The following is a 26,097-nucleotide window of genomic DNA, read 5'->3' on the forward strand; positions in this document are numbered from 1 at the left end:
TATAACGCCCCTTTGGTATCTCGCACTTCGTTACTACACAAAAATTTGCGAGACAATTAGCAATAATTGTCCTTCGGGCAACGACTACAATTAATATTCATATTGCCCTTGTTTTACCAACACAAAGTGACGGCAAATATATAATTAGCCTGAAAAAATCTAAAAACAAACTATCAAAATTATGGAATTGAGTTAAACCTATGCCATTTACTCTTGGTCAGCGCTGGATCAGCGATACAGAAAGCGAGCTCGGATTAGGCGCCGTTGTGGCTATTGATGCCCGTATGGTGACTTTACTTTTTCCCGCCAGTGGTGAGAATCGTCTCTACTCACGTCATGATGCACCTATTACCCGAGTGATGTTCAATGAAGGTGATACCATTACCAGTCATGAAGGCTGGCAGCTCAAGGTCGAAAGTGTCAACGAGGATAACGGCCTACTTATTTACAGTGGTACTCGCCTTGATACAGATGAACAAGATGTTACCCTGAGAGAAGTTTTTCTCGACAGTAAATTAACATTTAATAAGCCACAAGACCGTCTATTTGCAGGTCAAATTGACCGCATGGATCGCTTTGCCTTACGTTATCGTGCCCGCAAGTTTCAAAGTGAGCAAGTGAAACACCAAGCAACAGGTCTACGAGGCATTCGTGCCAGTTTAATACCTCACCAATTGCATATTGCCAATGAAGTCGGTAAACGTCACCATCCGCGCGTATTACTTGCAGATGAGGTCGGTTTAGGTAAAACAATTGAAGCCGGTATGATTATCCATCAACAGTTGATGGCAGGCCGAGCAGAACGTGTTCTGATTATTGTACCTGAAAGCTTACAACATCAGTGGCTGGTTGAAATGTTGCGTCGTTTCAACCTACGCTTTTCTCTGTTTGATGATAGTCGTTATAGTGAAGCGCAACATGACAGCGATAATCCATTTGAAACAGAACAACTGGTTCTGTGCTCATTAGACTTTGTTCGTCGTAACAAGCAACGTTTCGACCTACTTGTCGAGGCTGGCTGGGATATGATGATTGTGGATGAAGCTCACCACTTACAGTGGAGTGAGGCTGCACCAAGTCGTGAATATCAGGTCATTGAAAGCTTAGCTGAACATATTCCATCTGTGTTGCTACTGACGGCAACGCCGGAACAATTAGGCCAAGAAAGCCATTTTGCGCGCCTTCGTTTGCTTGATCCAAATCGCTTCCATGACTATCAAGAATTTATCGATGAGCAGGCTAACTATCGCCCTGTCGCCGACGCTGTCTCATTATTGTTATCAGGTGAAACGCTCACGCATGATCAACAAAATCTTCTCAATGAGTTAATCAAAGAACAAGATATCGAGCCATTATTGAAAGCAGCAAATATTGACAGTGCAGACGGCACCGCCGCCCGTCAAGAGTTAATCAGCATGCTAATGGATCGACACGGTACCAGCCGCCTATTATTTAGAAATACACGTAATGGCGTTAAAGGCTTCCCACACCGTGAGTTGCACTCATTAAAAATGCCACTGCCTACCCAATACCAAACAGCCATTAAAGTTGCAGGTATTATGGGGACGAAAAAAGATCTCGAAACCCGCGCTAAAGAGATGTTATACCCTGAGCAAATTTACCAAGAATTTGAAGGTGAAAACGCAACGTGGTGGAACTTCGATCCTCGGGTTGAGTGGCTGCTCGGCTACTTAATGGCAAACCGCAATGAAAAAGTGCTGGTTATCTGCGCGAAAGCTGCAACAGCGCTACAATTAGAACAAGTTTTACGTGAACGTGAAGGGATCCGAGCCGCGGTATTCCATGAAGGCTTGTCATTGCTTGAACGTGACCGTGCCGCTGCTTACTTTGCTTCTCAAGAAGATGGCGCACAAGTGCTACTTTGTTCTGAAATTGGTTCTGAAGGCCGTAACTTCCAATTTGCGAACCAATTGGTGATGTTTGACTTACCATTTAACCCTGATCTTTTAGAACAGCGTATTGGTCGATTAGATCGTATTGGTCAAACTCGCGATATTATCTTAAGCGTACCTTATTTAGAAAACACCGCACAAGCCGTGCTATTACGTTGGTATCATGAGGGCTTAGATGCTTTTGAGCACACTTGTCCTACAGGCCGCACCATCTACGATAAATACTATCAACAACTGTTGCAATACATGGCTGAGCCAACAGTCACAGACGGCTTTGATGAGTTTTTAAAAACCTGCCGTGAAGAGCATGAAGCATTAAAATCACAGCTAGAACAAGGCCGTGACCGCTTGCTCGAAATGCACTCTAATGGGGGGGAATCAGGTATTAAATTAGCTGAAACCATCGGTGCTGAAGACAATGATACTGAATTGGTCAATTTTGCACTCAATCTGTTTGATATTGTAGGTATTAATCAAGAAGACAAGAGTGATAACTTACTGATCTTAACCCCTTCAGATCATATGTTAGTACCGGATTTTCCTGGCTTACCACAAGATGGCTGCACCATCACCTTTGATCGTGAGCAAGCGCTGTCTCGTGAAGACACTCAATTTATTAGCTGGGAACACCCAATTATTCGCAATGGGTTAGATTTAGTTTTATCTGGTGACACGGGTAGCTGTGCCGTTTCTTTATTGAAAAACAAAGCGCTACCTGTCGGTACATTGCTAACGGAATTAATTTATGTTCTCGAAGCGCAAGCACCGAAAAATCTGCAAATTAGCCGTTTCTTACCAGCAACGCCGATTCGTTTATTAATTGATCTCAAAGGGAATAACCTTTCATCACAAGTTGAGTTTGAAAGTTTTAACCGCCAACTCAATGCGATCAATCGCCATATGGCAAGCAAATTGGTTAATGCGGTTCAAAATGAAGTGCATTCGGTACTAAAATTGTCGGAGCCTATGGTAGAAAAAGAAGCTGAAGTGCTGATTGCTAATGCAAAAGAAGCCGCAGATAAGGCTCTATCACTGGAACTGGCACGACTTGAAGCGCTGAAAGCAGTTAACCCGAATATTCGTGATGAAGAGTTGTCTGTCATTGAAGAGGAACGTAAACAATTGATCGATAATATCGGACAAGCGACATGGCGTCTTGATGCGATTCGATTAGTTGTTGTGACTCATCAATAATCACATCCTTTTAATGTTAAATCGTCAATGATTTCTCCCTCAAATGAGGGAGAAATCATTTTTATAAGACTCAGGAGCTTTATTTTTTATGATGGAACCCTACCATCCCCCTATCGAGCCTTGGCTATATGTTCTGTATCAAGATGAACATATCATTGTCGTAAATAAGCCAAGTGGGTTACTGTCTGTTCCCGGTAAAGCCCCTGAACATCATGATAGTATTATGAGTCGTATCCTTCGAGATCACCCGAATGCAGAATCTGTTCATCGTTTAGATATGGCGACCAGTGGTGTCATGGCTGTTGCTCTGAACAAGCCAGCAGAACGGGAACTTAAACGCCAATTTCGCGAACGTGAACCGAAAAAACAGTATATTGCGCGTGTTTGGGGCCATCTGGAGAAGCAAGAAGGATTCATTGATTTGCCTCTAATTTGCGACTGGCCAAATCGCCCAAAACAAAAAGTGTGTTTTGAGACTGGGAAATCGGCACAAACTGAATACCAAGTTTTGGAATATGAAGAGCAGGCAACTCGTGTAAAACTTTCCCCTATCACCGGCCGTTCACATCAATTGCGCGTTCACATGTTAGCGCTAGGCCACCCTATCCTCGGTGATCGGTTCTATGCTCATGAACAAGCACGTGCACTGGCTCCACGTTTACAATTACATGCGCAAGCGCTTTATATTACTCACCCAGCCTATGGCACTCCTATGCATTTTAGCTGCCAACCCGATTTTTAGGTTTATTTAATCATATGAATAAAAAACCATCATACGTAATGCCAATAGCACCACGTTATGATGGTTTAAAAAGTATTGTTCTGTTTTTGATATAACATGTGCCTTTAACGCGATACTTCATAAATACTCAATATCGGATAGGCATTTTCCTCAATAGTTCGTGCTAAAGCTAAGCATCCTGTGATGCGACTCCCTAGCAGCATATATCAGTATGTGACTAAGGACTCGCCAATGAAAATAACAATGCTATAGAACGAAATATGACGGGAAAAGAGATTATTTGAAATTCCGCTCTCTCTTAATCAAATCATAGGCAGCCTGTATTGACTGCGTTTTCTGTTTCGCGATTTCCATCATCTCTGGAGGCAAACCTTTTGCTATCAGTTTATCTGGATGGTGCTCACTCATTAATTTACGGTATGCGCGTTTAATGGTTGTGGGGTCATCATTAATGGAGACGCCAAGCACTTTGCATGCATCTTCAATTGTTGGCCCATTAGAAGACTGATAATGACCACCTGATTGATGCGAGTAGCCATGTCCAAATTGCCGCCCTCCTTGGATCATGTCTAAGAATTGCTCAAATTGTGTTTTCGAGATCCCCAGTTCTTCAGCGATAATAAACAGGACTTTTCTTTCATTTGGGTGCAGGTTGCCATCGGCAAATGCCGCCTGTAGTTGAATTTCCAGAAACATCTGAATTAAGTCAAAGCGACCATAGCAAGCCATACGTAATTGTTTAAGGACATCACGCAATGGAAAATCAGGTGATTTACCTTCTCTAAATGCTTGTTGAGCCGCCTTACGTGTTTCGCCATGTATCTGCATTCTGTCCATCAAGTTTGATGCTAATTGAATGTCTGTCTCGGTTACACGGCCTTTTGCTTTTGTTAAATGTCCGAGAATTTGGAAGGTACTGGCGAAGAATATGATCTGGCGATCGCGCTTATTCATCGCACCAGAAAATTTACGTTGCGCTGATGCTTTATCAAAACCATGACCTAAAATTAACCCTACAAGTGCGCCCCAGAAGCCTAAACCCGAGACTATTGCGAGTACAACACCTATAATTTTGCCCCAATAGTGCATATATCCCTCAATTCTTCAATGCTCAGAATGCAATTTTGCATTATCATACTATCCATTCTGCTCGGTGCATAACTACAAGCGCGTAAAGTTTTTTACATTATACTGGCGCAATGTAGTTGGCTAAGTTAGTCTTTGAGCGTTTGCCGGCTATGCCAATTACGACGGAACCGCATATTTAATGATGAAAAAAAGCTATCCAACACTACTTGCCACCATGGTATGGGCGGCAATTTACAGTCAGCAAGCGCATGCTGACCTTGCAGCACAATGTATGCTGGGCGTCCCTGTTTATGACAAACCGCTGGTTAAGGGCGATCCTAAAGATTTACCGATACGTATCACTGCTGAAGACGTTCAGGGTGAATACCCTAACTTTGTCGAATACAAAGGTGATGTTGATATTCAACAGGGTAACCAAACGTTAACCGCTGATACCGTAAGATTGACACAAACAAACCCAGATAGTGCTGATCCGATCCGTGAAGTCACCGCAACAGGTAACGTTCACTATGACGACCCACAGATTATTCTAAAAGGCCCAAGCGCATGGTCTAATTTGAATAATAAGAATACCGATGTCGATGATGGCAACTACATGATGGTTGGCCGCCAAGGACGCGGCGAAGCGAAAAAAATGAAAATGCGTGGTGAAAACCGTTATTCCATCATGGAAAACGGCACATTCACCACCTGCCTACCCGGCAATAATAGCTGGAGTGTCGCTGGCTCAGAAGTCATCATTGACCGTGAAGAAGAAGTCGCTGAAATTTGGCATGCCCGTTTTCGCCTTGGCGATGTGCCGGTATTTTATAGCCCGTACATGCAATTACCGATTGGTAATAAACGTCGTTCAGGCTTCTTAATTCCAACAGGCAGTTACTCCAATAATGATGGGCTGGAATTTTCACTGCCATATTATTGGAATATTGCACCAAACTACGATGCCACAATTACGCCGCAATTTATGACCCATCGAGGTGTAAAATTAAATAATGAATTCCGTTATTTAATTACGCCAGGTACGGGAACAATCGCCTTTGATTTTATTAATCACGACCGTGCTTATATCAAAGACAAAGAGCGTAATAAACGGGATGCACGTGACAGTAATGACCGCTGGTTATTCTATTGGCGCCATTCAGGGACGTATAACCAGCATTGGAACTTCAATGCCGATTATACCAAAGTGAGCGATCGTCAATATTTTACAGACTTTAGTTCTCAGTATGGTAGTACTACTGACGGCTATGCGACCCAAAAATTCAGTACGGGTTATTCCGCTGAAAATTGGAATGCCACTTTAACTCATAAACAGTTCCAAATTTTTGTGGAAGATCCAAATCGACGCGCATACAAAGCCGAGCCTCAACTGGATTTTAACTACTACAAGAATAATTTAGGTGCTTTTGATTTACACACCTATGCGCAAGCCGCGCGTTTCACGAGTGTAGGTAAAAACAACCCAGATGCAACTCGTCTGCATATCGAACCAGAACTCAGCCTACCGCTATCAAACGGTTGGGCAAATATGAATAACAGCTTCAAACTGTTAGCAACACATTATGATCAAGACATCCCTAAATCGAATAAAAATGAGAGTTTAGAAAAAAATGTCACCCGTGTGTTGCCGATGTTTAAAAGCGATGCAAAAGTTGTTTTCGAGCGTAACCTGCTTGAAGGCAGTGATTTTGTCCAAACGTTAGAGCCGCGTGTTCAGTATCTGTATATTCCATATAAAGATCAGGACAATATTAATAACTATGACTCCGCACTGCTTCAATCCGACTATAACGGTTTATTCCGTGACCGTATTTATAGTGGTCTTGACCGCATTGCTTCGGCAAACCAATTTACCACTGGTGTGACGACGCGTATTTATGATGAAACCCTAACAGAGCGTTTTAATTTTTCTGTTGGACAAATTTACTACTTTGAACGTCCTCGCGCAGGTAACTCAAGCCTACAGATCGACGATAAGAGTAATACCGGTTCCTTATTATGGGCGACAGATTCATACTGGCGTATTAATGATAAGTGGGGTGTCCGTGGTGGGCTTCAATATGACCGCCGTTTAGGCAACGTCACGATGGGAAATGCGATTACCGAGTATCGCATTGATGCGGATCGTTTGTTACAGTTAAACTACCGCTTTGTTGACCGTGACTATATTCAAGCAACATTCCGTCGTGATGAATCAGGCGGCTATACTTACACCCTCCCTGAATACCAAAAAGGTATCTCACAGGTTGGTGCCGTATTAAGTTGGCCACTGAGTGAACGTTGGGGCTTTGTTGGCTCTTACTACTATGATACGAAACAACAACAGTCCGCCAGCCAATTGGTTGGTTTACAATACAACACCTGTTGTTGGGCGTTTAACGTAGGCTATGAACGTAAGATTGTTGGTTGGCAAGAAGATAAGTTTAGCAGCGAATATGATAATAAATGGTCATTCAATGTGGAACTTAGAGGCCTAAATAACAATCATAGTTTAGGTAGTCAGGAAATGCTGAATAGAGGTATCATGCCTTATCAGCGTGCATTCTGATAATAATTATATACTTACATGTGCTGCTAACTAACTTCAAATACTTCGAGCTATACCCTTTTCAGCTCGCAAACGAGAACGTAAAAGCAGCACGAATCAAACGATTAACCTGCCTTGGGCGGAACCTAAATCAATGAATAGGACCATTATGAAGAATTGGAAAACGCTTATTCTGGGACTGATGTTTACAAACTCCACAGTATTGGCTGCACCACAGCAAATGGATAAAGTTGCTGCTGTTGTCAATAACGGGGTTGTACTGGAAAGTGACGTCCAGAACATGTTGAACACCGTAAAATTAAACGCACGCAATGCAGGCCAACAAGTTCCTGATGATCAAACGCTTCGCCATCAAATCCTTGATCGTTTGATTACTGATAACATCATGCTGCAAATGGCCAATCAGATGCAGATTAATATCCCTGAAGATGCCGTGAATGCCACGATTGCGGATATTGCACGTCAAAACGGCTTAACTTTCGAACAAATGCAAGCCCGCCTAAAAGCAGATGGCATCGATATGGCCAAATACCGTAGCGAGATCCGCAAAGAGATGTTGATCGCCGAAGTTCGTAATAATGAAGTTCGTCGCCGTGTGACTATTTTGCCGCAAGAAGTGGATTCGCTGGCTAAGCAGATCAGCAACCAAGCTGACTACGAAGCGAATGTGAATTTAAGTCACATCCTGATCCCTCTCCCTGAAAACCCAACCCAAGAGCAATTACAAAAAGCAGACGCTATTGTAACCAAAATCATGGGGGAACTGAAAAAGGGAACGAATTTCGGTAAATTAGCCATTGCCTACTCTGCGGACCCTCAAGCGCTGAAAGGCGGCAATATGGGGTGGTCTCGTCTACAAGAACTGCCGGTTGTCTTTGCAGAACAACTGAAAAGTGCGAAAAAAGGCGATATTGTCGGCCCAATCCGTTCAGGTGTCGGTTACCACATTTTGCAGGTGAACGATATTAATAGCGCGAATAAAACGATTTCTGTTACCGAAGTTAAGGCTCGTCACATCTTGATTAAATCATCGCCAATTATGGATGATAACCAAGCGAGACAAAAGCTAGTTCAGATTTCACAAGATATCCGTAACGGCAAAACAACGTTTGAAGATGCAGCAAAAGAAGTGTCTGAAGATCCAGGTAGCGCCTTAAAAGGAGGTGAATTAGGCTGGAACATGCCTGATGTTTATGACCCTGCTTTTCGTGATGCTCTCATGAAACTGAATAAAGGCGAGATCAGCCAACCTGTTCGTTCAAACTTTGGCTGGCATCTGATTCAGTTAGAAGATACCCGTAATGTTGATAAGACAGATGCGGCACAAAAAGATCAGGCTTATCGTTTGCTGTTTAACCGTAAATTTAACGAAGAAGCGCAAAGTTGGATGCAAGAACAACGTGCAGCGGCATACGTTAATGTCATCGATGGACGTGATAACCAATCTAATGACGAAAAATCTCAATAAACCCATTGTTATAACCCCCGGCGAACCCGCCGGGGTAGGTCCGGACTTACTCATCCAGCTCGCTCAAGAGTTTTGGCCCGTCGAGCTTATTGCCTGTGCGGATCCTGAATTACTTCTCACTCGCGCGAAACAGCTTAACCTCCCACTCACATTAAAAATCTATAACCCACACGATGAACATGACACGCAAGTGCCCGGTAGTTTATCGATTATTCCAGTGCATTTAAAAGCTCCCGCACAAGCCGGTGTTTTGAATGTTGCCAATGGTGAGTATGTCACAGAAACACTCGCAAGAGCGTGTGATGGCTGTTTGAGTGGTGAGTTCTCTGCTATTGTGACCGGGCCTGTACACAAAGGGATCATTAATGATGCAGGTATTGCATTTAGCGGGCACACCGAATTTTTTGCAGACAGAAGTCATTGCCAACGTGTCGTGATGATGTTAGCAACAGAAGAGTTACGAGTCGCTCTTGCGACAACTCATCTGCCCTTGAAAGAGGTTTCCGCAGCCATTAGTCAACAAAGCTTACGTGAAGTGATCACGATTTTAGATCGTGATTTACGTACAAAATTTGGTGTAGAAGCACCAAATATCTATGTGTGTGGTCTAAATCCACATGCGGGCGAAAATGGCCATATGGGCATGGAAGAGATCGACACCATTATTCCGGCACTAGAGACACTTCGTGCTGAAGGGATCAATCTGATCGGGCCGCTTCCTGCCGATACTTTATTTCAACCTAAATATTTAGAAGATGCAGATGCTGTACTCGCAATGTATCACGATCAAGGCCTTCCTGTGTTAAAATACCAAGGTTTTGGTAGAGCCGTGAACATTACGCTTGGTCTGCCTTTCATTCGTACCTCCGTTGATCATGGCACAGCGCTAGAGTTAGCAGGTACGGGTCGTGCTGATGCGGGCAGTTTTATCACCGCATTAAAGTTAGCTATCCAAATGACATATAAGAATTCATGAATAATAGAGTCCACCAAGGGCATCTTGCCCGCAAACGTTTCGGGCAGAACTTTTTAACTGACCAATTTATTATCGACAGTATTGTGGATGCAATGCATCCGCAACCGGGACAAGCTATCGTTGAGATTGGCCCAGGTCTTGGTGCGCTTACTGAGCCAGTCGGTAGCCGAATTGATAAAATGACCGTTGTTGAGCTAGACCGCGATCTCGCGGCACGCTTGCAAGTGCACCCACAATTAAAAGATAAGCTGACAATTATCCAGCAAGATGCCATGACGGTGGATTTTGGTGAATTAGCAAAACAAGCTGGGCAGCCTTTACGTGTATTTGGCAACCTACCTTATAATATTTCAACACCGTTAATGTTCCATCTATTCACATTTACTAACTCTATTGCAGATATGAATTTTATGCTGCAAAAAGAAGTGGTTAATCGACTTGTCGCAGGTCCTGGAAGTAAAGCCTATGGTCGTTTGAGTGTGATGGCACAATATTATTGCCAAGTTGTTCCTGTGCTAGAAGTCCCACCAACTGCATTTGCACCACCCCCTAAAGTTGACTCAGCAGTGGTTAGGCTTATCCCTCATCGAGAAAACCCTTATTTACTGAAAGATATCAAAATGCTTAGCCGTATTACTACGCAAGCGTTCAACCAGCGCCGTAAGACCATCCGCAATAGTTTGGGGGACTTACTCAGTGTTGAACAGCTCACTGAACTCGGTATTGATCCTGGTACTCGCGCTGAGAATATTTCCGTTGAGGCTTATTGCAAAATGGCAAACTATCTAGCAAATTAGCCAAATGTACTCTGTATAATTTGAGATAACACTGGCCAACAAAAGCCAGTGAAAGTAGTCAACAACAATACTACTACTTGAAAGATAACGAGTATAAAGGATTGAAAAGGAGGCACTATGCTTAACGAACCGAATGTTAGCATTCAAGTACAGAGTGTCTATATCGTCAGTCAGTCTCAGCCTGAAATGGGGCGATATGTATTCGCTTATACTATATCGATCCGTAACTTAGGCCGAGAGGCTCTACAATTAATGAGCCGTTACTGGCTCATTACTAACAGTGATGGTCATAAAACTGAAGTCCAAGGCGAAGGTGTTGTAGGTGAACAACCTATCATTCAACCGGGTACTGTGTATCGCTATACAAGCGGAGCTATACTGGAAACACCAATGGGAACGATGGAAGGATATTACGTCATGTTAAACCATCGTGGGGAACATTTTCACGTTGATATCCCTGCATTTCGCCTTGCGCTACCAACTTTGATTAATTAATTATGTCAACATATCTTATTGGTGATGTACACGGCTGTTATCGCGAATTACGTGCATTGCTAGAACAAGTCAATTTTGAGCCACAAAAAGATACGCTGTGGCTTACAGGGGATCTCGTTGCTAGAGGCCCTGAGTCATTGCAAGTCCTTCGCTATGTTAAAAGCCTTGGTTCATCGGTACGCTTAGTACTCGGCAACCATGACCTACATCTTCTTGGTATTTATTGCAAAATAAGCCGTAATAAACCCAAAGATCATCTTGATGAGTTACTCCATGCGCCTGACGCTGACGAGTTAATTAATTGGTTGCGTCGCCAACCCTTATTACAAGTTGATGAAGAGAAAAAAATTATCATGGCCCATGCTGGTATCACACCACAATGGGATCTGCCGACGGCTCGTATGTGCGCGCGAGAAGTCGAGTCCGTTTTATCCAGTGATGCTTACCCACTCTTTATTGACGCTATGTATGGCGATATGCCGAATAATTGGTCTGAAAACTTAATGGGGCTCCCACGCCTACGTTTTAGCACCAACGTATTAACTCGTATGCGCTACTGCTTCCCTCATGGGCAACTCGATATGATTTGTAAGGAAAGCCCAGCTAAAGCCCCGTCACCACTGAAACCTTGGTTTGCCCTACCGAGTAAGTTACCTGAAGGCTATTCTGTCTTTTTTGGTCATTGGGCATCCTTGGAAGGTAAACATACCCCTGAAAATATTTATGGTTTAGATACTGGCTGTTGCTGGGGTGGAGAGTTAACGTTGTTCCATTGGGAAACTAAACAATATTACCATCAAAAATCATTGCAAAAGCGCCATAAAGATTAATCGTTTAATTAACTTTATTTCATACTTAAATAAAGTTAATTAAACAACAGTTATTTTACATATCGTAAAATGACGGATAATTTTTTAAATTAAATATATTAATTAAAAAAGACAACATTCATACCAATAATAAAAAACGGAGCAATACGCTCCGTTTTTAAACTGAGAACAACATTAAATTCTTTTGGTTAATATTTCAAAACAATAACCATGGGAGTTATTTTCATCGGCTTCATGATACTCGGTAAAAATAGAATCCCACTCATCTGGTTCATAAATGGGGAAGTGTGTGTCACCAATCACTTCTGCATCGACATGAGTTAAATACAGTTTACTCGCAAGGGGTAAGAACTGCTGGTAGACTTTACCGCCTCCAATGACAATAATTTCATCATCATCTGAACCCGAGCCAGCTTGCTTAGCGGCAGCTAATGCCTCTTCGACAGAAGAAACCCAGATGACACTATCATCAGCGCCTACCTTGCTGCTTAAGACGATATTGACTCGCTGAGGAAGCGGACGGCCAATTGATTCATATGTTACTCTTCCCATTATCACTGGTTTATTTAAAGTATTACGTTTAAACCAAGCAAGGTCGCCAGGTAAATGCCAAGGCATCGTTTTTTCCATACCGATAACTTGGTCAATCGCCATAGCTGCGATTAAACTAATATTCATTTAGTCACCTTAGAGGCTAATATACAATTTTGTGCCCACTATACGTAAACAGAAATGCTTCGTCGACTAAATTTAATCTTCCTTAAAAAGTGGTTATTAATTTATACTCAAATAGTGATCCGACCGACTAAAAATAACATTAAAAAACAAATTTAGCTTATAGAGAAAACGAATGTACGAAACCTCCATATTAATCGCCACCATCGCTACATTAGGTATGCTTTCCCCTGGACCTGACTTCTTCCTTATTCTTAAAAATGCAGCGCGTTATCAACGCTCAGCAGCCTTAATGACCGCAATGGGGGTGATTAGTGCAGTTGCGCTCCATATGACCTATTGTGTCGCTGGACTTGCCGTTTTGATTACGACAACCCCTTGGCTATTTAATGTATTGAAATATGCTGGCGCCGCTTATTTAATTTGGATCGGTATCAAAAGCTTAATGCCAAATTCAGGGCAAAAGATAGATCTCAACAACACGCAACATGAGGTTGTTACCTTCAAGAAAGCCTTTATGCAAGGGTTTCTCTGTAATGTCCTCAATCCAAAGGCAACCCTGTTTTTTCTTGCTGTTTTCACGCAAGTTTTAAGTGTTGACTCCACTTTTGGTGAAAAATTATGGTTCGCCTTTATTATTTGGGGATTGGCTGCAATTTATTGGCCTCTGCTGGTTTGTTTAATTCAAAGCGCACCGGTCAGAAAAGGCCTAGCCAAAGTACAAAAGTATGTTGATAAAGTGCTAGGTGCGGTATTAATTGCTTTTGGAATACGTGTCGCACTGAGCTAATTTTGAGAATAAAAAAAGCAGGCTAATTCATATCGCTAGCCTGCTCGTTCACGCAAGAATGTTTAATTTTCAGGTGTGACAACCAATTGCCCCACTGAGCCTAAATCCGCCTTTTCTAAGTTATTACTGTAGAATAAAAATGGAAAGTGCTCATACGAAGGTTGCATCATCTGGACTAACAACTCGACTTTACCATCAACCCACACCGTATCTTTCCAGCCAAAATCCTCTGGGGGAGTTGGTTTCCCATTATGGTTAATGACTTTAAAGCGTACACCTTCAATATGGAAAGACTGAGGGACATTACTCGTCACCGCCCAACGCTCCCATCCGCCCTGTTGACTGGATAAATCGATACGACGCGTATCTTTTGTCGCATTATTTATTCCATAAGGCTCATTAAGATGGATATCACGATTGCGAATAGATGAGGTAATTTGCGTCTTGTCTTCAACTAATTGAGTAGGCACATCATCGGTCACTAATGACATTAACCCTGTCGCTTTAATAGTTAATACATTCGTAGAGATGAGTGTGGTCGACGGCTCAAATAAGCTTTTCACTCTATCCATAAAAGTCGCTGACTCACCAGCCGTGATCGTCAGCTCTTCTGTTTTGGCCATATCAATTAACACTTCTCGACGCTCACCCGGAGCCAAAGAAAGCTCTGGAATACTAACAGGTGCCGTCAATAATCCTTGGTCAGAGGCAACCATCACGAAAGGGCGCCCATCGCTGATCTTCATAACATAGCGTCTGGAGTTTGAAGCATTCAGTAAGCGCAAACGGATCCAACCACGAGAAACCTCAACATACGGATCTTGAACACCATTAACTAATAATGTATCCCCTAAGAACCCATCTTCATTCGCCTGATACTCTGGAACCCCAAAGTTATCTAATCGTTTGTCTTGAATAATAATTGGAAAATCATCTACACCATAATGTTTTGGTATTCTCAGATTTTTTGTCGCATCATCTTCAATTATCCACATTCCCAGCAGGCCATTATAAATTTGAGGCCCCATTTTGCCTTCAGTGTTGGCATGATACCAAAGTGTGGCTGCTGGCTGCCGAATAGGAATGACAGGAGACCAATCAGCACCTGAAGAAATTAATCTCGCTGCGCCTCCCATTTGCGTGCCGGGCACTTGTAGACCACTGATCGTCATTGAGACAGGATCAGGTAATCGATTACTGTAAATAAGCTTAATATCATCGCCATTTTTAACTTTCACCGTCGGCCCAGGGTAAGTGCCGTTTACCCCCCATACATCGGCCGAATATTTGCCATCAAAAGACCAATGTATCTTTTGTAATGTCAAAAACAGTGGTTGCCCCGATCTAGACTCTAACAATGGAGGAACAGGAAGCGGTGTTTTCCCATTACCGCTTGCAAAAGCACTATTTGGCACATTGACCAAACATAAAACCAACCCTGCCATGAGCAGAAGTTGGCGTCGACTGAATGACATAAATTCTCCACTAAACTAAAAATAGCAGCGCTAATTATTGTTAGAAGTTGGTAATACCCGCTCAATTAAGCATTAATTTTTGGTTCGCGCTAGCATAGCCCACAGTAGGGCTATTACTTTAAACTCGATATAAATAGGTATAATGATATCGCGAAAATAGATGAAACTCTAAAAATATCTATGACGATAAATAAAATTTAATAGTCAAAAATGACAAGAGTAAATACATTTAGGAGAGTAAACAGGATCAAGTAATCACTGGCTAAAGCAGCCCTTTTTTGACGATACTAAAAATACAAAAAAGGGCATGATTAAATATAATCTTTTCTTATTTATTATTCTTCTCTATTTCTTCGACTTCTTTATCAAGCTCTTTGATTTTGGCTTCCATCAAGGTATGACAGTATTCAGCAAGTTCTCTCACTTGATCTCTTGAATAGTTTTTTGTGTCTATTGGCTCTAACATTTCAATAATCACATGACCATTATTCCAACGGTTTAATTTAATCCGTCCTTGGGTGCTAGAAACACATACAGGTACGATAGGAACACCAGCAGCAATCGCGGCATGGAATGCCCCCGTTTTAAAGGGTAATAAACCCCGCCCACGGCTACGTGTGCCTTCTGGGAACATCCACACTGAGATTTGATGTTTTTTAATTTGATCCGCTACTTGTGAAATCGTGTTATGCGCTTTCGAACGATTAGCGCGGTCAATCAAAATATTCCCCGTGATCCAATACAGAAAACCAAAGAAAGGAATAAATACTAAGCTTTTTTTGCCTACGGTAACCGTTCTTGGTACCACACCATTTGACATGGTGACCATGTCATAGTTGTTTTGATGGTTACCAATATAAATACTCGGACCATATTTTTTCGCTTTTTCAGGTACACGGTTAATAATTTTAATACCAAAAACGACGGATAATCGCCCAAACATATGACCAAATGTCATCACATGTTTTGGATTTCGAGGGCTAAATAAACAATAAATCCCCCCAAACACACACACCAATATTGTATAGATAATCACAATAATGGTACGAATAAGCGCTAACATAGTGACCTCTGTCCTGTTCAAAAATAAGGCGGTAAAATCCCGCCTTATAATAATATAAAATGATTATTGGTCTGTATTGGCAGACTCAACTTCAATTCGCTCAATATTGTGCAAGCCTCGTGGCAACGATGTTCCTTTGCGTCCACGCTCTGCGCGATATTTTTGTAACTCTTCCGCCTTAAGTCTCAATTTCCGTTTGCCAAAATAAAGCGTAATTGAAGCTTGAGCAGGCAAGATGAGTAGCCAAACAAGCAGATCTTCACCGCTTGCGGCTTGAGCGCCTGTAATGTTAATAATTTTATTTCCTTTCCCTTTTGATAATTGCGGTAAATCAGATACAGGGAACATTAACATGCGGCCAGCCTTAGTAATGGCGAGCAACATATCTTCCTGCTCATTATTCACCTCAATAGGGGAAAGAATTTTAGCATTATCGGGTAAATTGATTAGCGCTTTTCCGGTTTTATTTTTAGTGACCAGATCATTGAATGTGCAAATGAACCCGTAACCCGCATCCGATGCCATCAAGTATTTTTGCTCATCTTGAGCCATCAATACATGCTCAACTGTTGCCCCCGGTGGTAACGTCAAGCGTCCTGTGAGTGGCTCTCCCTGACTACGAGCAGAAGGTAACTCTAATGGATCAACGGAATAACTGCGCCCTGTCGTATCTAGGAAAACAACCGGCTGGTTACTTTTACCTCGTGCTGCACCTTTAAAACTATCACCGGCCTTATAATTGAGATTAGAAGGCTCGATATCATGCCCTTTGGCACTTCGTACCCATCCCATTTCAGATAACACAACGGTAATTGGCTCTGAAGGTAGAATTTCATGTTCACTCAGCGCTTTTGCTTCTTCGCGCTCCTGTAATGGAGAACGACGCTCATCACCATAAGTCTTAGCATCAGCCTGAATTTCTTTTTTAATGACGTTATTCAGTTTACGCTCAGACTCTAAGATCCCTTGTAACTCATCACGTTCTTTCGCTAATTCGTCTTGCTCACCGCGAATTTTCATCTCTTCGAGTTTTGCTAAGTGACGTAATTTTAACTCTAGGATGGCTTCAGCTTGTGTCTCAGTAATATTAAAGCGCGACATCAATACTGCTTTCGGCTCATCTTCGTTACGGATGATCTCAATCACTTCATCAATATTCAGATAAGCGATTAATAAGCCATCTAAAATATGCAATCGTTTCAGAACCTTATCTAAACGATGGTTAAGACGATTTCGTACTGTTTGACGGCGATAAACAATCCACTCATTGAGTATCTCAACGAGACCTTTGACTGCGGGACGATTATCAAGACCAATCATGTTGAGGTTAACGCGATAACTTTTTTCTAGATCTGTCGTCGCGAATAAGTGAGTCATCACTTGCTCAAGGTCAACACGATTACTTCGTGGCACAATAACCAAACGTGTTGGATTTTCGTGATCCGATTCATCACGCAAATCCTCAACCATTGGTAATTTTTTAGCGCGCATTTGGCTCGCTATCTGCTCAAGCACTTTAGCGCCAGAAACCTGATGAGGCAGCGCGGTAATAACAGCATTACCGTCTTCTTTTTCCCACACTGCACGCATACGAACTGAGCCGCGACCATTTTGATAGATCTTACGAATATCATCCTTAGATGAGATAATTTCCGCTTCAGTTGGGAAGTCAGGACCTGGCACATAAGTCATGATGTCATCAAGTGACAACGCGGATTTACTCTCCAGCAATGCCACCAGCGCTTGAGCCACCTCGCGCGCATTGTGAGGAGGGATATCCGTCGCCATCCCGACGGCAATACCCGTTGTACCGTTAAGTAAAATATTCGGTAAACGTGCCGGCAGCATTTTCGGTTCATTTAAGGTGCCATCAAAGTTCGGAATCCAATCCACCGTGCCATGAGCAAGCTCACTGAGTAGCACTTCTGCATATTTTGATAGGCGTGACTCGGTATAACGCATCGCGGCAAAGGATTTAGGATCATCGGGTGCCCCCCAGTTCCCTTGCCCGTCGACCAATGGATAACGATAGGAGAATGGCTGAGCCATTAATACCATCGCTTCATAACAGGCAATATCACCATGAGGGTGATATTTACCTAATACATCACCCACCGTCCTAGCCGACTTCTTATATTTAGCTGTATTGTTTAGCCCTAATTCGGACATGGCATAAACAATACGACGCTGAACAGGCTTTAGCCCATCCCCAATAAACGGTAACGCCCTATCCATGATGACGTACATCGAATAATTCAGATAGGCGTTCTCAGTAAACGCGTGGAGGGGTAAACGCTCTACGCCGTCATGAGTAATTTCACTCATTCGATACTTTCCTTACTCTTTTTGATAGCGTGATGAATGTTAAACTTCAATTTCAGCCATATCGCCTTTTTCTTGTAACCAATTACGGCGATCTTCTGAGCGTTTTTTCGCTAACAGCATATCCATAACGGCCAATGTTTCTTTGTAGTTTTCATCATCTATAGTCAACTGGACAAGACGTCGTGTATTCGGATCTAACGTCGTTTCACGCAATTGAATTGGGTTCATTTCCCCTAATCCTTTAAAGCGTTGGACATTCGGTTTGCCTCTTTTACGGCTAAGCCTATCAAGTACCGCATTTTTTTCGCTTTCATCTAATGCGTAAAAAGTCTCTTTGCCCAAATCGATCCGATACAATGGCGGCATAGCCATGTACACATGACCGGCTTTGACCAATGTCGGGAAATGGCGTACAAACAACGCACATAAAAGTGTCGCAATATGTAACCCATCGGAGTCAGCATCCGCCAAAATACAAATTTTTCCGTAACGCAATTGGCTTAAATCTTCACTATCAGGATCAATACCGATGGCGACAGAAATATCATGGACTTCCTGAGACGCCAGCACTTCGTCAGAGGAGACTTCCCATGTATTCAGGATTTTCCCTCGTAGCGGCATGATGGCTTGGTATTCACGGTCACGAGCTTGTTTTGCAGATCCGCCCGCAGAGTCCCCTTCGACCAAAAACAATTCTGTCATACTTAAATCTTGAGAACTACAATCAGCCAATTTCCCCGGTAGAGCAGGCCCACTGGTTAATTTTTTACGAACCACTTTCTTGGCGGCGCGCATACGGCGCTGAGCACTGGCAATTGCCATTTCCGCTAGCTGTTCCGCTACCTGAACGTTTTGGTTTAGCCACAAGCTAAAGGCATCTTTTACTACGCCTGAAACAAAAGCGGAACATTGGCGAGAAGACAGACGTTCTTTCGTTTGCCCTGCAAATTGTGGGTCTTGCATCTTAACGGAGAGCACATAAGCACAGCGTTCCCAAATATCATCAGCCGAAAGTTTTACACCACGCGGTAAAATATTACGGAATTCACAGAATTCACGCATGGCATCGAGCAAGCCTTGGCGCAAGCCATTGACATGGGTACCGCCCTGCGCAGTAGGTATAAGGTTAACATAGCTCTCGGTGAGTAATTCTCCCCCTTCAGGTAACCAAAGAAGAGCCCACTCAGCGGCCTCAGTTTCCCCAGAAAACTCCCCTGTAAACGGCTGAGGAGGTAACAGTTCTAAGCCGTTTACTGCCTCCATTAAGTAATCCGTTAACCCATCACTGTAGCACCAGCTTTGCTCCGTATTATTAAGCTGATCCTTAAACGTGATCTTCACGCCAGGACATAAAACGGCTTTTGCTTTTAAGTTATGAGCTAACCGAGAAACGGAGAAACGTGGATTATCGAAATAACTTTCATCAGGCCAAAAGTGTACGCTGGTTCCAGTGTTACGTTTGCCACACGTTCCAATGACCTGTAATTCTTCAACCTTTTCACCATTCTCAAAAGCTATTTGATAAATTTGACCATCACGGCGCACTGTCACTTCAATACGTTTAGACAGAGCATTAACAACGGAAATACCTACACCGTGCAAGCCACCTGAGAATTGATAGTTTTTATTGGAAAATTTACCACCAGCATGTAATTGTCCAAGAATAAGCTCAACAGCAGAGACATTCATCTCAGGATGAATATCGACGGGCATTCCTCGCCCATCATCAATCACTTCAAGTGACTGATCAGGATATAGAATAACCTCAATATGTCCTGCATGCCCTGCCAGTGCTTCATCGACACTGTTATCAATTACTTCTTGTGCTAAATGGTTCGGTCGACTGGTGTCTGTATACATCCCAGGGCGACGACGAACAGGTTCCAAACCACTGAGGACTTCAATGGCCTCTGCGTTATAACTAGATTGAGTCATGTTGTCATTCTGCGGTAATAGGTGATTAATTGAACGATTCAAATCGCTCAATCAGTGATTTACTGTTGATAATAACAGTGTACATACGTTTTGGCATTATTTCTCTGCCAATCTCAGAAAACGAATGATCTGAGGAAAGTAAGTATCAAAGCCAACAAATGCATGATTGCCTTGTGGTTCAACAGTTTGTTTGCATTTTTCAAGATAGGAAACCGCTTGACGATAATCAAGCACTTCATCACCCATTTGTTGTAACAACCAAATTAAATCCGGTTTTTCGACCTGAGGCAGATGCAATGCTTTAAGCTCATGCATATGTTTAGGTTCAAGAACATAACGCTCATGGGTATAAGGATTGATATTTTCGCCAAGATAGTCTTGCAGTAAATCAAAAGGACGAACTGCTGGGTTGACCACAACAGCAGGCAAATTAAAACGTTGCGAAAACCAAATAGAAAAGTAGCCGCCCAATGAGGAGCCCACTAGCCCCATTGGGTCATCTTTATGCTGTAATACAATCTCTTCTAACATCGACGCCGCTTGCTGCGGATAATTAGGCAACTGCGGCACAATCATCTTAATATGCGGATAGTGCTCATTAACCCACTGTTTTAGACCATTGGCTTTCACTGATTGAGGTGAGCTATTAAACCCATGGATATAAAGAAGTGTCGACATTAGTAGCCGTCCGAATCAAAATCAGGACTAAATTTTTGTGTATTTAGACGATGTACTTGAGTACTAATATGCCTATGACCTTTTTCATCAAGCGTTAGTTCAAGATAACGCCATCCCGGAGCGACAGTATCTAAGGCAAAGTTTGTACAATGAGGCTTAAACTGTACGCAAGTTGAAGGGGTAGCAAGTAAACGAATACCATGCCAATTCTCATCCATTTCTTGATGAATATGACCGCAAAGCATCACTTTCACTTGTGGGTATCCTTTTAAATATTCAGCAAGAATATGCGAATTGCGTAGACTGTGTTGGTCCAACCAAGTACAGCCTGAAGGCAATGGATGGTGATGCAGCATGATAAGCGTGGTGCGCTGTGGCTGTTTATCCAAACACGCTTTCATCCAATCAAGTTGCTGTTCAGATAATTCACCGTGCGGGACATCTTGTAACTGGCTATCAAGCATCAAAATTTGCCAGTCATCGCCAATCAATATTTCTTTCGCGCTGGAAATACCGGCGAGCTTTAAAGAACGAACCATAGCCGGCTGATAGTCATGGTTACCTGGTAACCAAACACAAGGGGCGGGTATCAGCTCAATGCCATCTGCAAAGTGCTGATAGGCTTCCGGCGATTGGTCTTGAACCAAATCTCCCGTAGCCACAATCAAGTCGATAGGCTGATTTTGTTCTAAAATAGCATCAAGGACGGCATGATAGCTCTGGTGCGTGTTAATTCCCAATAAGGTATTCGCTGTATCAGCAAAGAGATGCGTATCAGTAACTTGTAAAATCCTGACTACCTTCGAATTACGAGCAGTCACTTCGAGCTGGCTGTCCAAAAGTTTTCCTTGTTCCCATAAAAAATGTCACTGTTGTTTTGCTATTCTAGCGTTAACGTAAGGTTAATATCTGCTAAATAGCACACATTTCATTAGATTAATGGTTATTTAAGACAGTTTCACCCACTTTTGTTGCAATTTTTCATAATTGAGCTGTAACCACTGAATGACAATAACCGTTGCCGCATTATCAATTACACCATCCTCAACCCACTGATAGGCTTGCTCACGGCTCACCACATGAACACGGATATCCTCATTTTCTGACTGTAAGCCATGAATTCCAGAGGCTTGAGAGCTATCAACCTCTCCCACATAAACATACATGCGTTCAGAAGTACCACCTGGGCTAGATAAATAACTTAACGCTTTTTCAGTACGACCGATGGCAAGCCCCGCTTCTTCATCTGCCTCTCTACGGATCACATTTTCAACGGTTTCATTGGGTTCGATCATGCCGGCAACGGCTTCGAGTAGCCAAGGTGTTTCACTGGTTTCAATTGCAGGTAAGCGAATTTGTTCAATGAGTACAACTTTATCTGCCTTTGGATCGTAGGGGAGAATGACGCCAGCATGCCCTCTTTCAAAAACCTCACGGGTAATTTCTGGGCTCCATCCCCCCTCAAATAACCGATGACGAAAACGATATTCGACCATTTGAAAAAAACCATTAAATAATTTACGCTTAGATATAATTTCAACATCATTTTTATTGTATTTAATTGGCTGTTCTACACGATTTGTCATAACAATCTCCTAAGCTGCTCATTTCCATATTAAGGAAAAATGATGGAATAAAATAGTTTTTAGGGCTTTTTCTCCTTATTTGAGTTAATGTTTAAATAAATTGAGACAAAATGGCACAAAACGCTACCGTTAAGACAAGCGATACTCTGCTACAATAAGCACCATTATTTAAATTTATGGGCAACAACAGAGTCTGTTTTAATATTTTGTTTATAGTGCTGATGATTTAGTTTACGGTGATCGCCCTATTTATCCGTCTTAATCTCAGATGGGCTATGCTCTAAATCATTCAAGATGCTGCTAGGCGACAAGTCAGCGAGTCGCTAGAAGCATACTGAGGTATGTGACTCACGCAAGTGAGCGTCGCCAACAACGCGGCAACTTGAAGTATGGTGAGCATATAGGTAACAGACTCCACCTATTTGCTGTTTAATCAAGGAATCCAAATGAAGAAACTGCTTCCCCTTTTTATTGCATTGAGTTTTGTGGGTCTCAGTACGAATAGCTACGCAGAAGATCTACTTCAGGTTTACCAAAAATCGAAAGAAAGCAACCCTGATTTGAGAAAATCATTAGCAGAACGCAACCAAGCTTTCGAAAAGATTAATGAAGCTCGTAGCCCATTGTTACCACAATTAGGCTTAGGTGCTGGTATGACTTATGGAAGTGGTTATCGAGATGCGAGAGACACTGAAAGCAATGGTTTAAATGCCTCTTTAAAACTGACTCAAGTCGTCTTTGATATGTCAAAATGGCGCCAACTCAGTGTGCAAGAAAAAACGGCTGGTATCTCTGATGTGACGTATCAAACCAATCAACAACAGCTGATTTTGGATACTGCGACCGCTTATTTCAACGTATTAAAGGCGATTGATGCCTTATCCTATATTGAAGCAAATAAAGAAGCTGTTTACCGCCAATTAGACCAAACGACTCAACGTTTTAATGTTGGCTTAGTTGCTATTACTGACGTACAAAACGCCCGTGCTAACTATGACAGCGTATTAGCACAAGAAGTTGCTGGTCGTAATGACTTAGAAAATGCGGTTGAAAAACTTCGTCAAGTCAGCGGCGTCTATTATAACCAGCTAGCATCACTGAATATCGACCGCTTCAAAACGGTAAACCCAGATCAAGTTGAAGCGATCCTAAAAGAAGCGGAAGAGCGTAACCTCAGCCTTCTAAGTGCTCGCTTAGCGCAAGACGTTTCGCGTGAGAACATTCGTTTAGCGGAAACTGGCCATATGCCAACCGTTAATCTTGATGCGGCGACCAGTGTGGCAAATACCCATAACCATGGTAGTAATTACACAGGTCTTGACCGTAATAGCTACACAGGACAAAACTCGATCGGCCTGACATTAAGCCTACCATTATATAGTGGGGGGGCGGTAAGTTCACAAGTAGAACAAGCACAATATGGTTTCCAAGGTGCGAGTGAACAGCTTGAAAGTGTGTATCGTAACGTGATTCAGTTAGTCCGTTCTTCTTACAATAACGTGTCATCTTCTATTAGTAGTATCAATGCATATAAACAAGTCGTCGTTTCGGCGCAAAGTTCATTAGATGCGATGGAAGCTGGCTACCAAGTGGGAACTCGTACTATCGTTGACGTGTTAACCGCGACGACAGCCCTTTATCAGGCTAAACAAAACCTGTCTAATGCACGTTATGATTATATGATTAATCAATTAAACATTGAGTTTGCACGTGGCACACTGAATGAAGAAGATATTGCTCGCTTGAATGCAAGCCTAGGAAAAGAGGTTTCAACCTCATCCAGCAGCATCATTCGTAATATCGAAGCACCACAAATTAAGTAATGTGTTGCAAAGGGGGTCAATCAACTGACCCCCTCAGATTTATTATTCCTCGCCTAACTTCCTTTCTCATTTTTACCTCTAACAACGCTATTAATTTATTTTTTATTATTTAATACCTCATAATAATAAGGTTATTCATAAATCTTATGCGAATAGTTTTATAAATAAAATCAATATATTAAACAAGAAATAAGTATACATTATGGAGTTTATGTCAGTGAGTGCAAAGCCATTTTTATCAAAAATAAGAGAGTGATATAACGCTGGCTTCTGAATAAAGAGATAACAGATGGAAATATTATGAAGAGAGTTATTCTTCTTACTTTATGCACAACACTTATATTACCAACAGTGAATGTACAAGCAGCACCACAGCCTCACCATCCTGAGGTAAAAGCGGCTGCATCACCAATGAAAATACATAAAAACAAAAAACCAATACCGCCACCGAAAAAGAAAAAAGCACCGAAAAAAATTAAAGCGAAAACACCACCAAGACCATAGTCCGTTTTCACATGAATGGGTGCACTTATGTATGTAAGTCACCCATTATGTCGCAAGCTAGCCATCTTTCCCCATAAAGCCCCTTCGATTTTGTGGTAACAATCACTTAAACCTACACTTTCAAGGCTCAAAAAAACCTACAACAGCATATCGTCACCATAGAAACTAATATAAATATTCTCTTTATCCTATAAATGTATCTAACATCGCCTTATTATACCTTTCTTAGCCAGAAATCATGAATATCGATAATAAATATTAGGTGATACATCAATAAATAAATAAAATACAATTTATTGAAATCCAACAAAAATAACGCTGTTTTTTCAGAAAATTCTCGTGTTACGTATTACTTGTCCCCATGAATTTGCAAAATTTATTATTAAATCTCATTTCATTGGTATTTCTGCTTTAATTTTCAGCGTATTTCCCCTATCCTAGTGTTAACAAAACTCACATCTTACTCACTCTTAATTCAGGGTAATTACCATGACCATGAAGCGTACCAAGAATATCAATCAAGACGCATTTCGTAAGTCTTGGCGTTCATATCGTTTAGCACCTGTTGCTATCGCTGTCAGTGCTGTATTTATGCTTTCTGCTTGTGAAGAAAGTGATGAAACTGTTTCTTTGTATACTAACGCACAAGATTGTAGCCAAGCTAACCCTTCTCAGGCGGAGCAATGCACACTAGCCTATAACAATGCATTACAAGAAGCAGCGAAGACCGCCCCTAAGTATGCGACTCAAGAAGATTGTATTGCTGAATTTGGTGAAGCTATGTGTACCCAAGCACCAGCACAAGCAAGTTTTTCATCCACGAACACAGGGAATGGGGAACAAACCGCTCAAGCACAAAGCAGCTCAGGTAGCATGTGGATGCCTCTTATGATGGGTTATATGATGGGCCGTATGATGGGCGGAGGTGCACCTTCTCAACCATTATTCAGTTCTAAAAACCCAGCTAGCCCAGCAAACGGAAAATTTGTTGATGCGACAGGTAAAAGCTATGGCCCAGCGGTTGCCGGTGGCCGTTCGATCAGCGTACCAAAAACCGCAATGGCACCTAAGCCACCAACCACATCAACTATCACGCGTGGTGGATTTGGCGATACAGTAAATAAACAAGCAATGGCTCAGAAGTCGTCGTCTTCTAAATCTTCTTCATCTTCCCGTTCAATGGGTGGTTGA

Annotated in this window: 21 protein-coding genes; 12 read left to right on the plus strand and 9 right to left on the minus strand. The window is 42.2% G+C overall.

All coding sequences use genetic code 11. From position 1 onward, the window contains the following. Positions 1 to 200 precede the first annotated feature (200 nt). The gene (gene rapA, locus ACWPW6_RS14930; RefSeq protein WP_249999266.1) at positions 201 to 3,107 is read left to right on the plus strand and encodes an RNA polymerase-associated protein RapA; all 2,907 of its coding nucleotides are present in this window, start codon (positions 201 to 203) and stop codon (positions 3,105 to 3,107) included. 88 nt (positions 3,108 to 3,195) lie between these two features. Beyond that, positions 3,196 to 3,849: a bifunctional tRNA pseudouridine(32) synthase/23S rRNA pseudouridine(746) synthase RluA gene (rluA, locus tag ACWPW6_RS14935; protein WP_154622512.1), complete on the plus strand. Its 654-nt coding sequence runs from the start codon at positions 3,196 to 3,198 to the stop codon at positions 3,847 to 3,849. A gap of 276 nt (positions 3,850 to 4,125) precedes the next feature. On the opposite strand, the gene djlA is transcribed toward rluA, so the two are convergent. Beyond that, entirely contained in the window at positions 4,126 to 4,938 is an 813-nt protein-coding gene (gene djlA, locus ACWPW6_RS14940; RefSeq protein WP_247046685.1) for a co-chaperone DjlA, read from the minus strand. A 181-nt stretch (positions 4,939 to 5,119) separates the two neighbouring features. On the opposite strand from djlA, the gene lptD reads away from it, so the two are divergent. The 6 genes from lptD to apaH all read left to right on the plus strand — a co-directional run bounded on the left by lptD (position 5,120) and on the right by apaH (position 12,052). Beyond that, positions 5,120 to 7,486 (plus strand): LPS assembly protein LptD, encoded by a 2,367-nt coding sequence (lptD, locus tag ACWPW6_RS14945; RefSeq protein ID WP_167520935.1) that lies wholly within the window; start codon positions 5,120 to 5,122, stop codon positions 7,484 to 7,486. A 148-nt stretch (positions 7,487 to 7,634) separates the two neighbouring features. Then, entirely contained in the window at positions 7,635 to 8,954 is a 1,320-nt protein-coding gene (surA, locus tag ACWPW6_RS14950) for a peptidylprolyl isomerase SurA (protein ID WP_454209925.1), read from the plus strand. Next, positions 8,935 to 9,930 (plus strand): 4-hydroxythreonine-4-phosphate dehydrogenase PdxA, encoded by a 996-nt coding sequence (gene pdxA, locus ACWPW6_RS14955; RefSeq protein ID WP_249999267.1) that lies wholly within the window; start codon positions 8,935 to 8,937, stop codon positions 9,928 to 9,930. Before surA ends, pdxA begins: the two co-directional genes overlap by 20 nt. After that, entirely contained in the window at positions 9,927 to 10,727 is an 801-nt protein-coding gene (gene rsmA / locus ACWPW6_RS14960; RefSeq protein ID WP_154622517.1) for a 16S rRNA (adenine(1518)-N(6)/adenine(1519)-N(6))-dimethyltransferase RsmA, read from the plus strand. The genes pdxA and rsmA overlap by 4 nt, the downstream gene beginning before the upstream one ends. 117 nt (positions 10,728 to 10,844) lie before the next feature. Then, positions 10,845 to 11,222 (plus strand): Co2+/Mg2+ efflux protein ApaG, encoded by a 378-nt coding sequence (apaG, locus tag ACWPW6_RS14965; protein WP_154622518.1) that lies wholly within the window; start codon positions 10,845 to 10,847, stop codon positions 11,220 to 11,222. A 2-nt stretch (positions 11,223 to 11,224) separates the two neighbouring features. Beyond that, positions 11,225 to 12,052: a bis(5'-nucleosyl)-tetraphosphatase (symmetrical) ApaH gene (gene apaH, locus ACWPW6_RS14970; RefSeq protein WP_154622519.1), complete on the plus strand. Its 828-nt coding sequence runs from the start codon at positions 11,225 to 11,227 to the stop codon at positions 12,050 to 12,052. 174 nt (positions 12,053 to 12,226) lie between these two features. On the opposite strand, the gene folA is transcribed toward apaH, so the two are convergent. Further along, on the minus strand, positions 12,227 to 12,730 hold the full coding sequence (gene folA, locus ACWPW6_RS14975) for a type 3 dihydrofolate reductase (protein ID WP_154623784.1): 504 nt from the start codon (positions 12,728 to 12,730) through the stop codon (positions 12,227 to 12,229). Positions 12,731 to 12,902: 172 nt separating this feature from the next. On the opposite strand from folA, the gene ACWPW6_RS14980 reads away from it, so the two are divergent. Further along, positions 12,903 to 13,517, plus strand: a complete 615-nt coding sequence (locus tag ACWPW6_RS14980) for a LysE family translocator (RefSeq protein WP_154623785.1) — start codon at positions 12,903 to 12,905, stop codon at positions 13,515 to 13,517. A gap of 62 nt (positions 13,518 to 13,579) precedes the next feature. On the opposite strand, the gene ftsP is transcribed toward ACWPW6_RS14980, so the two are convergent. The 7 genes from ftsP to nudF form a co-directional block, all read right to left on the minus strand. After that, on the minus strand, positions 13,580 to 14,992 hold the full coding sequence (gene ftsP, locus ACWPW6_RS14985; RefSeq protein ID WP_249999269.1) for a cell division protein FtsP: 1,413 nt from the start codon (positions 14,990 to 14,992) through the stop codon (positions 13,580 to 13,582). Positions 14,993 to 15,320: 328 nt separating this feature from the next. Further along, positions 15,321 to 16,055 (minus strand): 1-acylglycerol-3-phosphate O-acyltransferase, encoded by a 735-nt coding sequence (locus tag ACWPW6_RS14990; RefSeq protein WP_196713585.1) that lies wholly within the window; start codon positions 16,053 to 16,055, stop codon positions 15,321 to 15,323. Positions 16,056 to 16,118: 63 nt separating this feature from the next. Continuing rightward, positions 16,119 to 18,380, minus strand: coding sequence for a DNA topoisomerase IV subunit A (parC, locus tag ACWPW6_RS14995; RefSeq protein WP_249999271.1), 2,262 nt, complete (start codon positions 18,378 to 18,380; stop codon positions 16,119 to 16,121). A gap of 39 nt (positions 18,381 to 18,419) precedes the next feature. Beyond that, positions 18,420 to 20,315, minus strand: a complete 1,896-nt coding sequence (gene parE / locus ACWPW6_RS15000) for a DNA topoisomerase IV subunit B (protein ID WP_154623789.1) — start codon at positions 20,313 to 20,315, stop codon at positions 18,420 to 18,422. 96 nt (positions 20,316 to 20,411) lie between these two features. After that, positions 20,412 to 20,993 (minus strand): esterase YqiA, encoded by a 582-nt coding sequence (yqiA, locus tag ACWPW6_RS15005; RefSeq protein ID WP_154623790.1) that lies wholly within the window; start codon positions 20,991 to 20,993, stop codon positions 20,412 to 20,414. Then, the gene (cpdA, locus tag ACWPW6_RS15010; protein WP_196713586.1) at positions 20,993 to 21,832 is read right to left on the minus strand and encodes a 3',5'-cyclic-AMP phosphodiesterase; all 840 of its coding nucleotides are present in this window, start codon (positions 21,830 to 21,832) and stop codon (positions 20,993 to 20,995) included. The genes yqiA and cpdA overlap by 1 nt, the downstream gene beginning before the upstream one ends. Positions 21,833 to 21,940: 108 nt before the next feature. Then, positions 21,941 to 22,579 carry an ADP-ribose diphosphatase gene (gene nudF, locus ACWPW6_RS15015; RefSeq protein ID WP_154623792.1) on the minus strand — a complete coding sequence of 213 codons (639 nt, stop codon included), beginning with the start codon at positions 22,577 to 22,579 and terminating at the stop codon, positions 21,941 to 21,943. A 446-nt stretch (positions 22,580 to 23,025) separates the two neighbouring features. Here nudF and tolC point away from each other — a divergent pair, with 446 nt between their 5' ends. The 3 genes from tolC to ACWPW6_RS15030 all read left to right on the plus strand — a co-directional run bounded on the left by tolC (position 23,026) and on the right by ACWPW6_RS15030 (position 26,097). Beyond that, positions 23,026 to 24,402: an outer membrane channel protein TolC gene (gene tolC / locus ACWPW6_RS15020; protein WP_154623793.1), complete on the plus strand. Its 1,377-nt coding sequence runs from the start codon at positions 23,026 to 23,028 to the stop codon at positions 24,400 to 24,402. A 300-nt stretch (positions 24,403 to 24,702) separates the two neighbouring features. Then, complete coding sequence (locus tag ACWPW6_RS15025) at positions 24,703 to 24,906, plus strand: hypothetical protein (RefSeq protein WP_163862882.1); 204 nt, start codon at positions 24,703 to 24,705, stop codon at positions 24,904 to 24,906. 489 nt (positions 24,907 to 25,395) lie between these two features. Beyond that, positions 25,396 to 26,097: a DUF1190 family protein gene (locus ACWPW6_RS15030; RefSeq protein WP_163862884.1), complete on the plus strand. Its 702-nt coding sequence runs from the start codon at positions 25,396 to 25,398 to the stop codon at positions 26,095 to 26,097.

The sequence above is a fragment of the Providencia sp. Marseille-Q8014 genome (genome assembly GCF_965112055.1).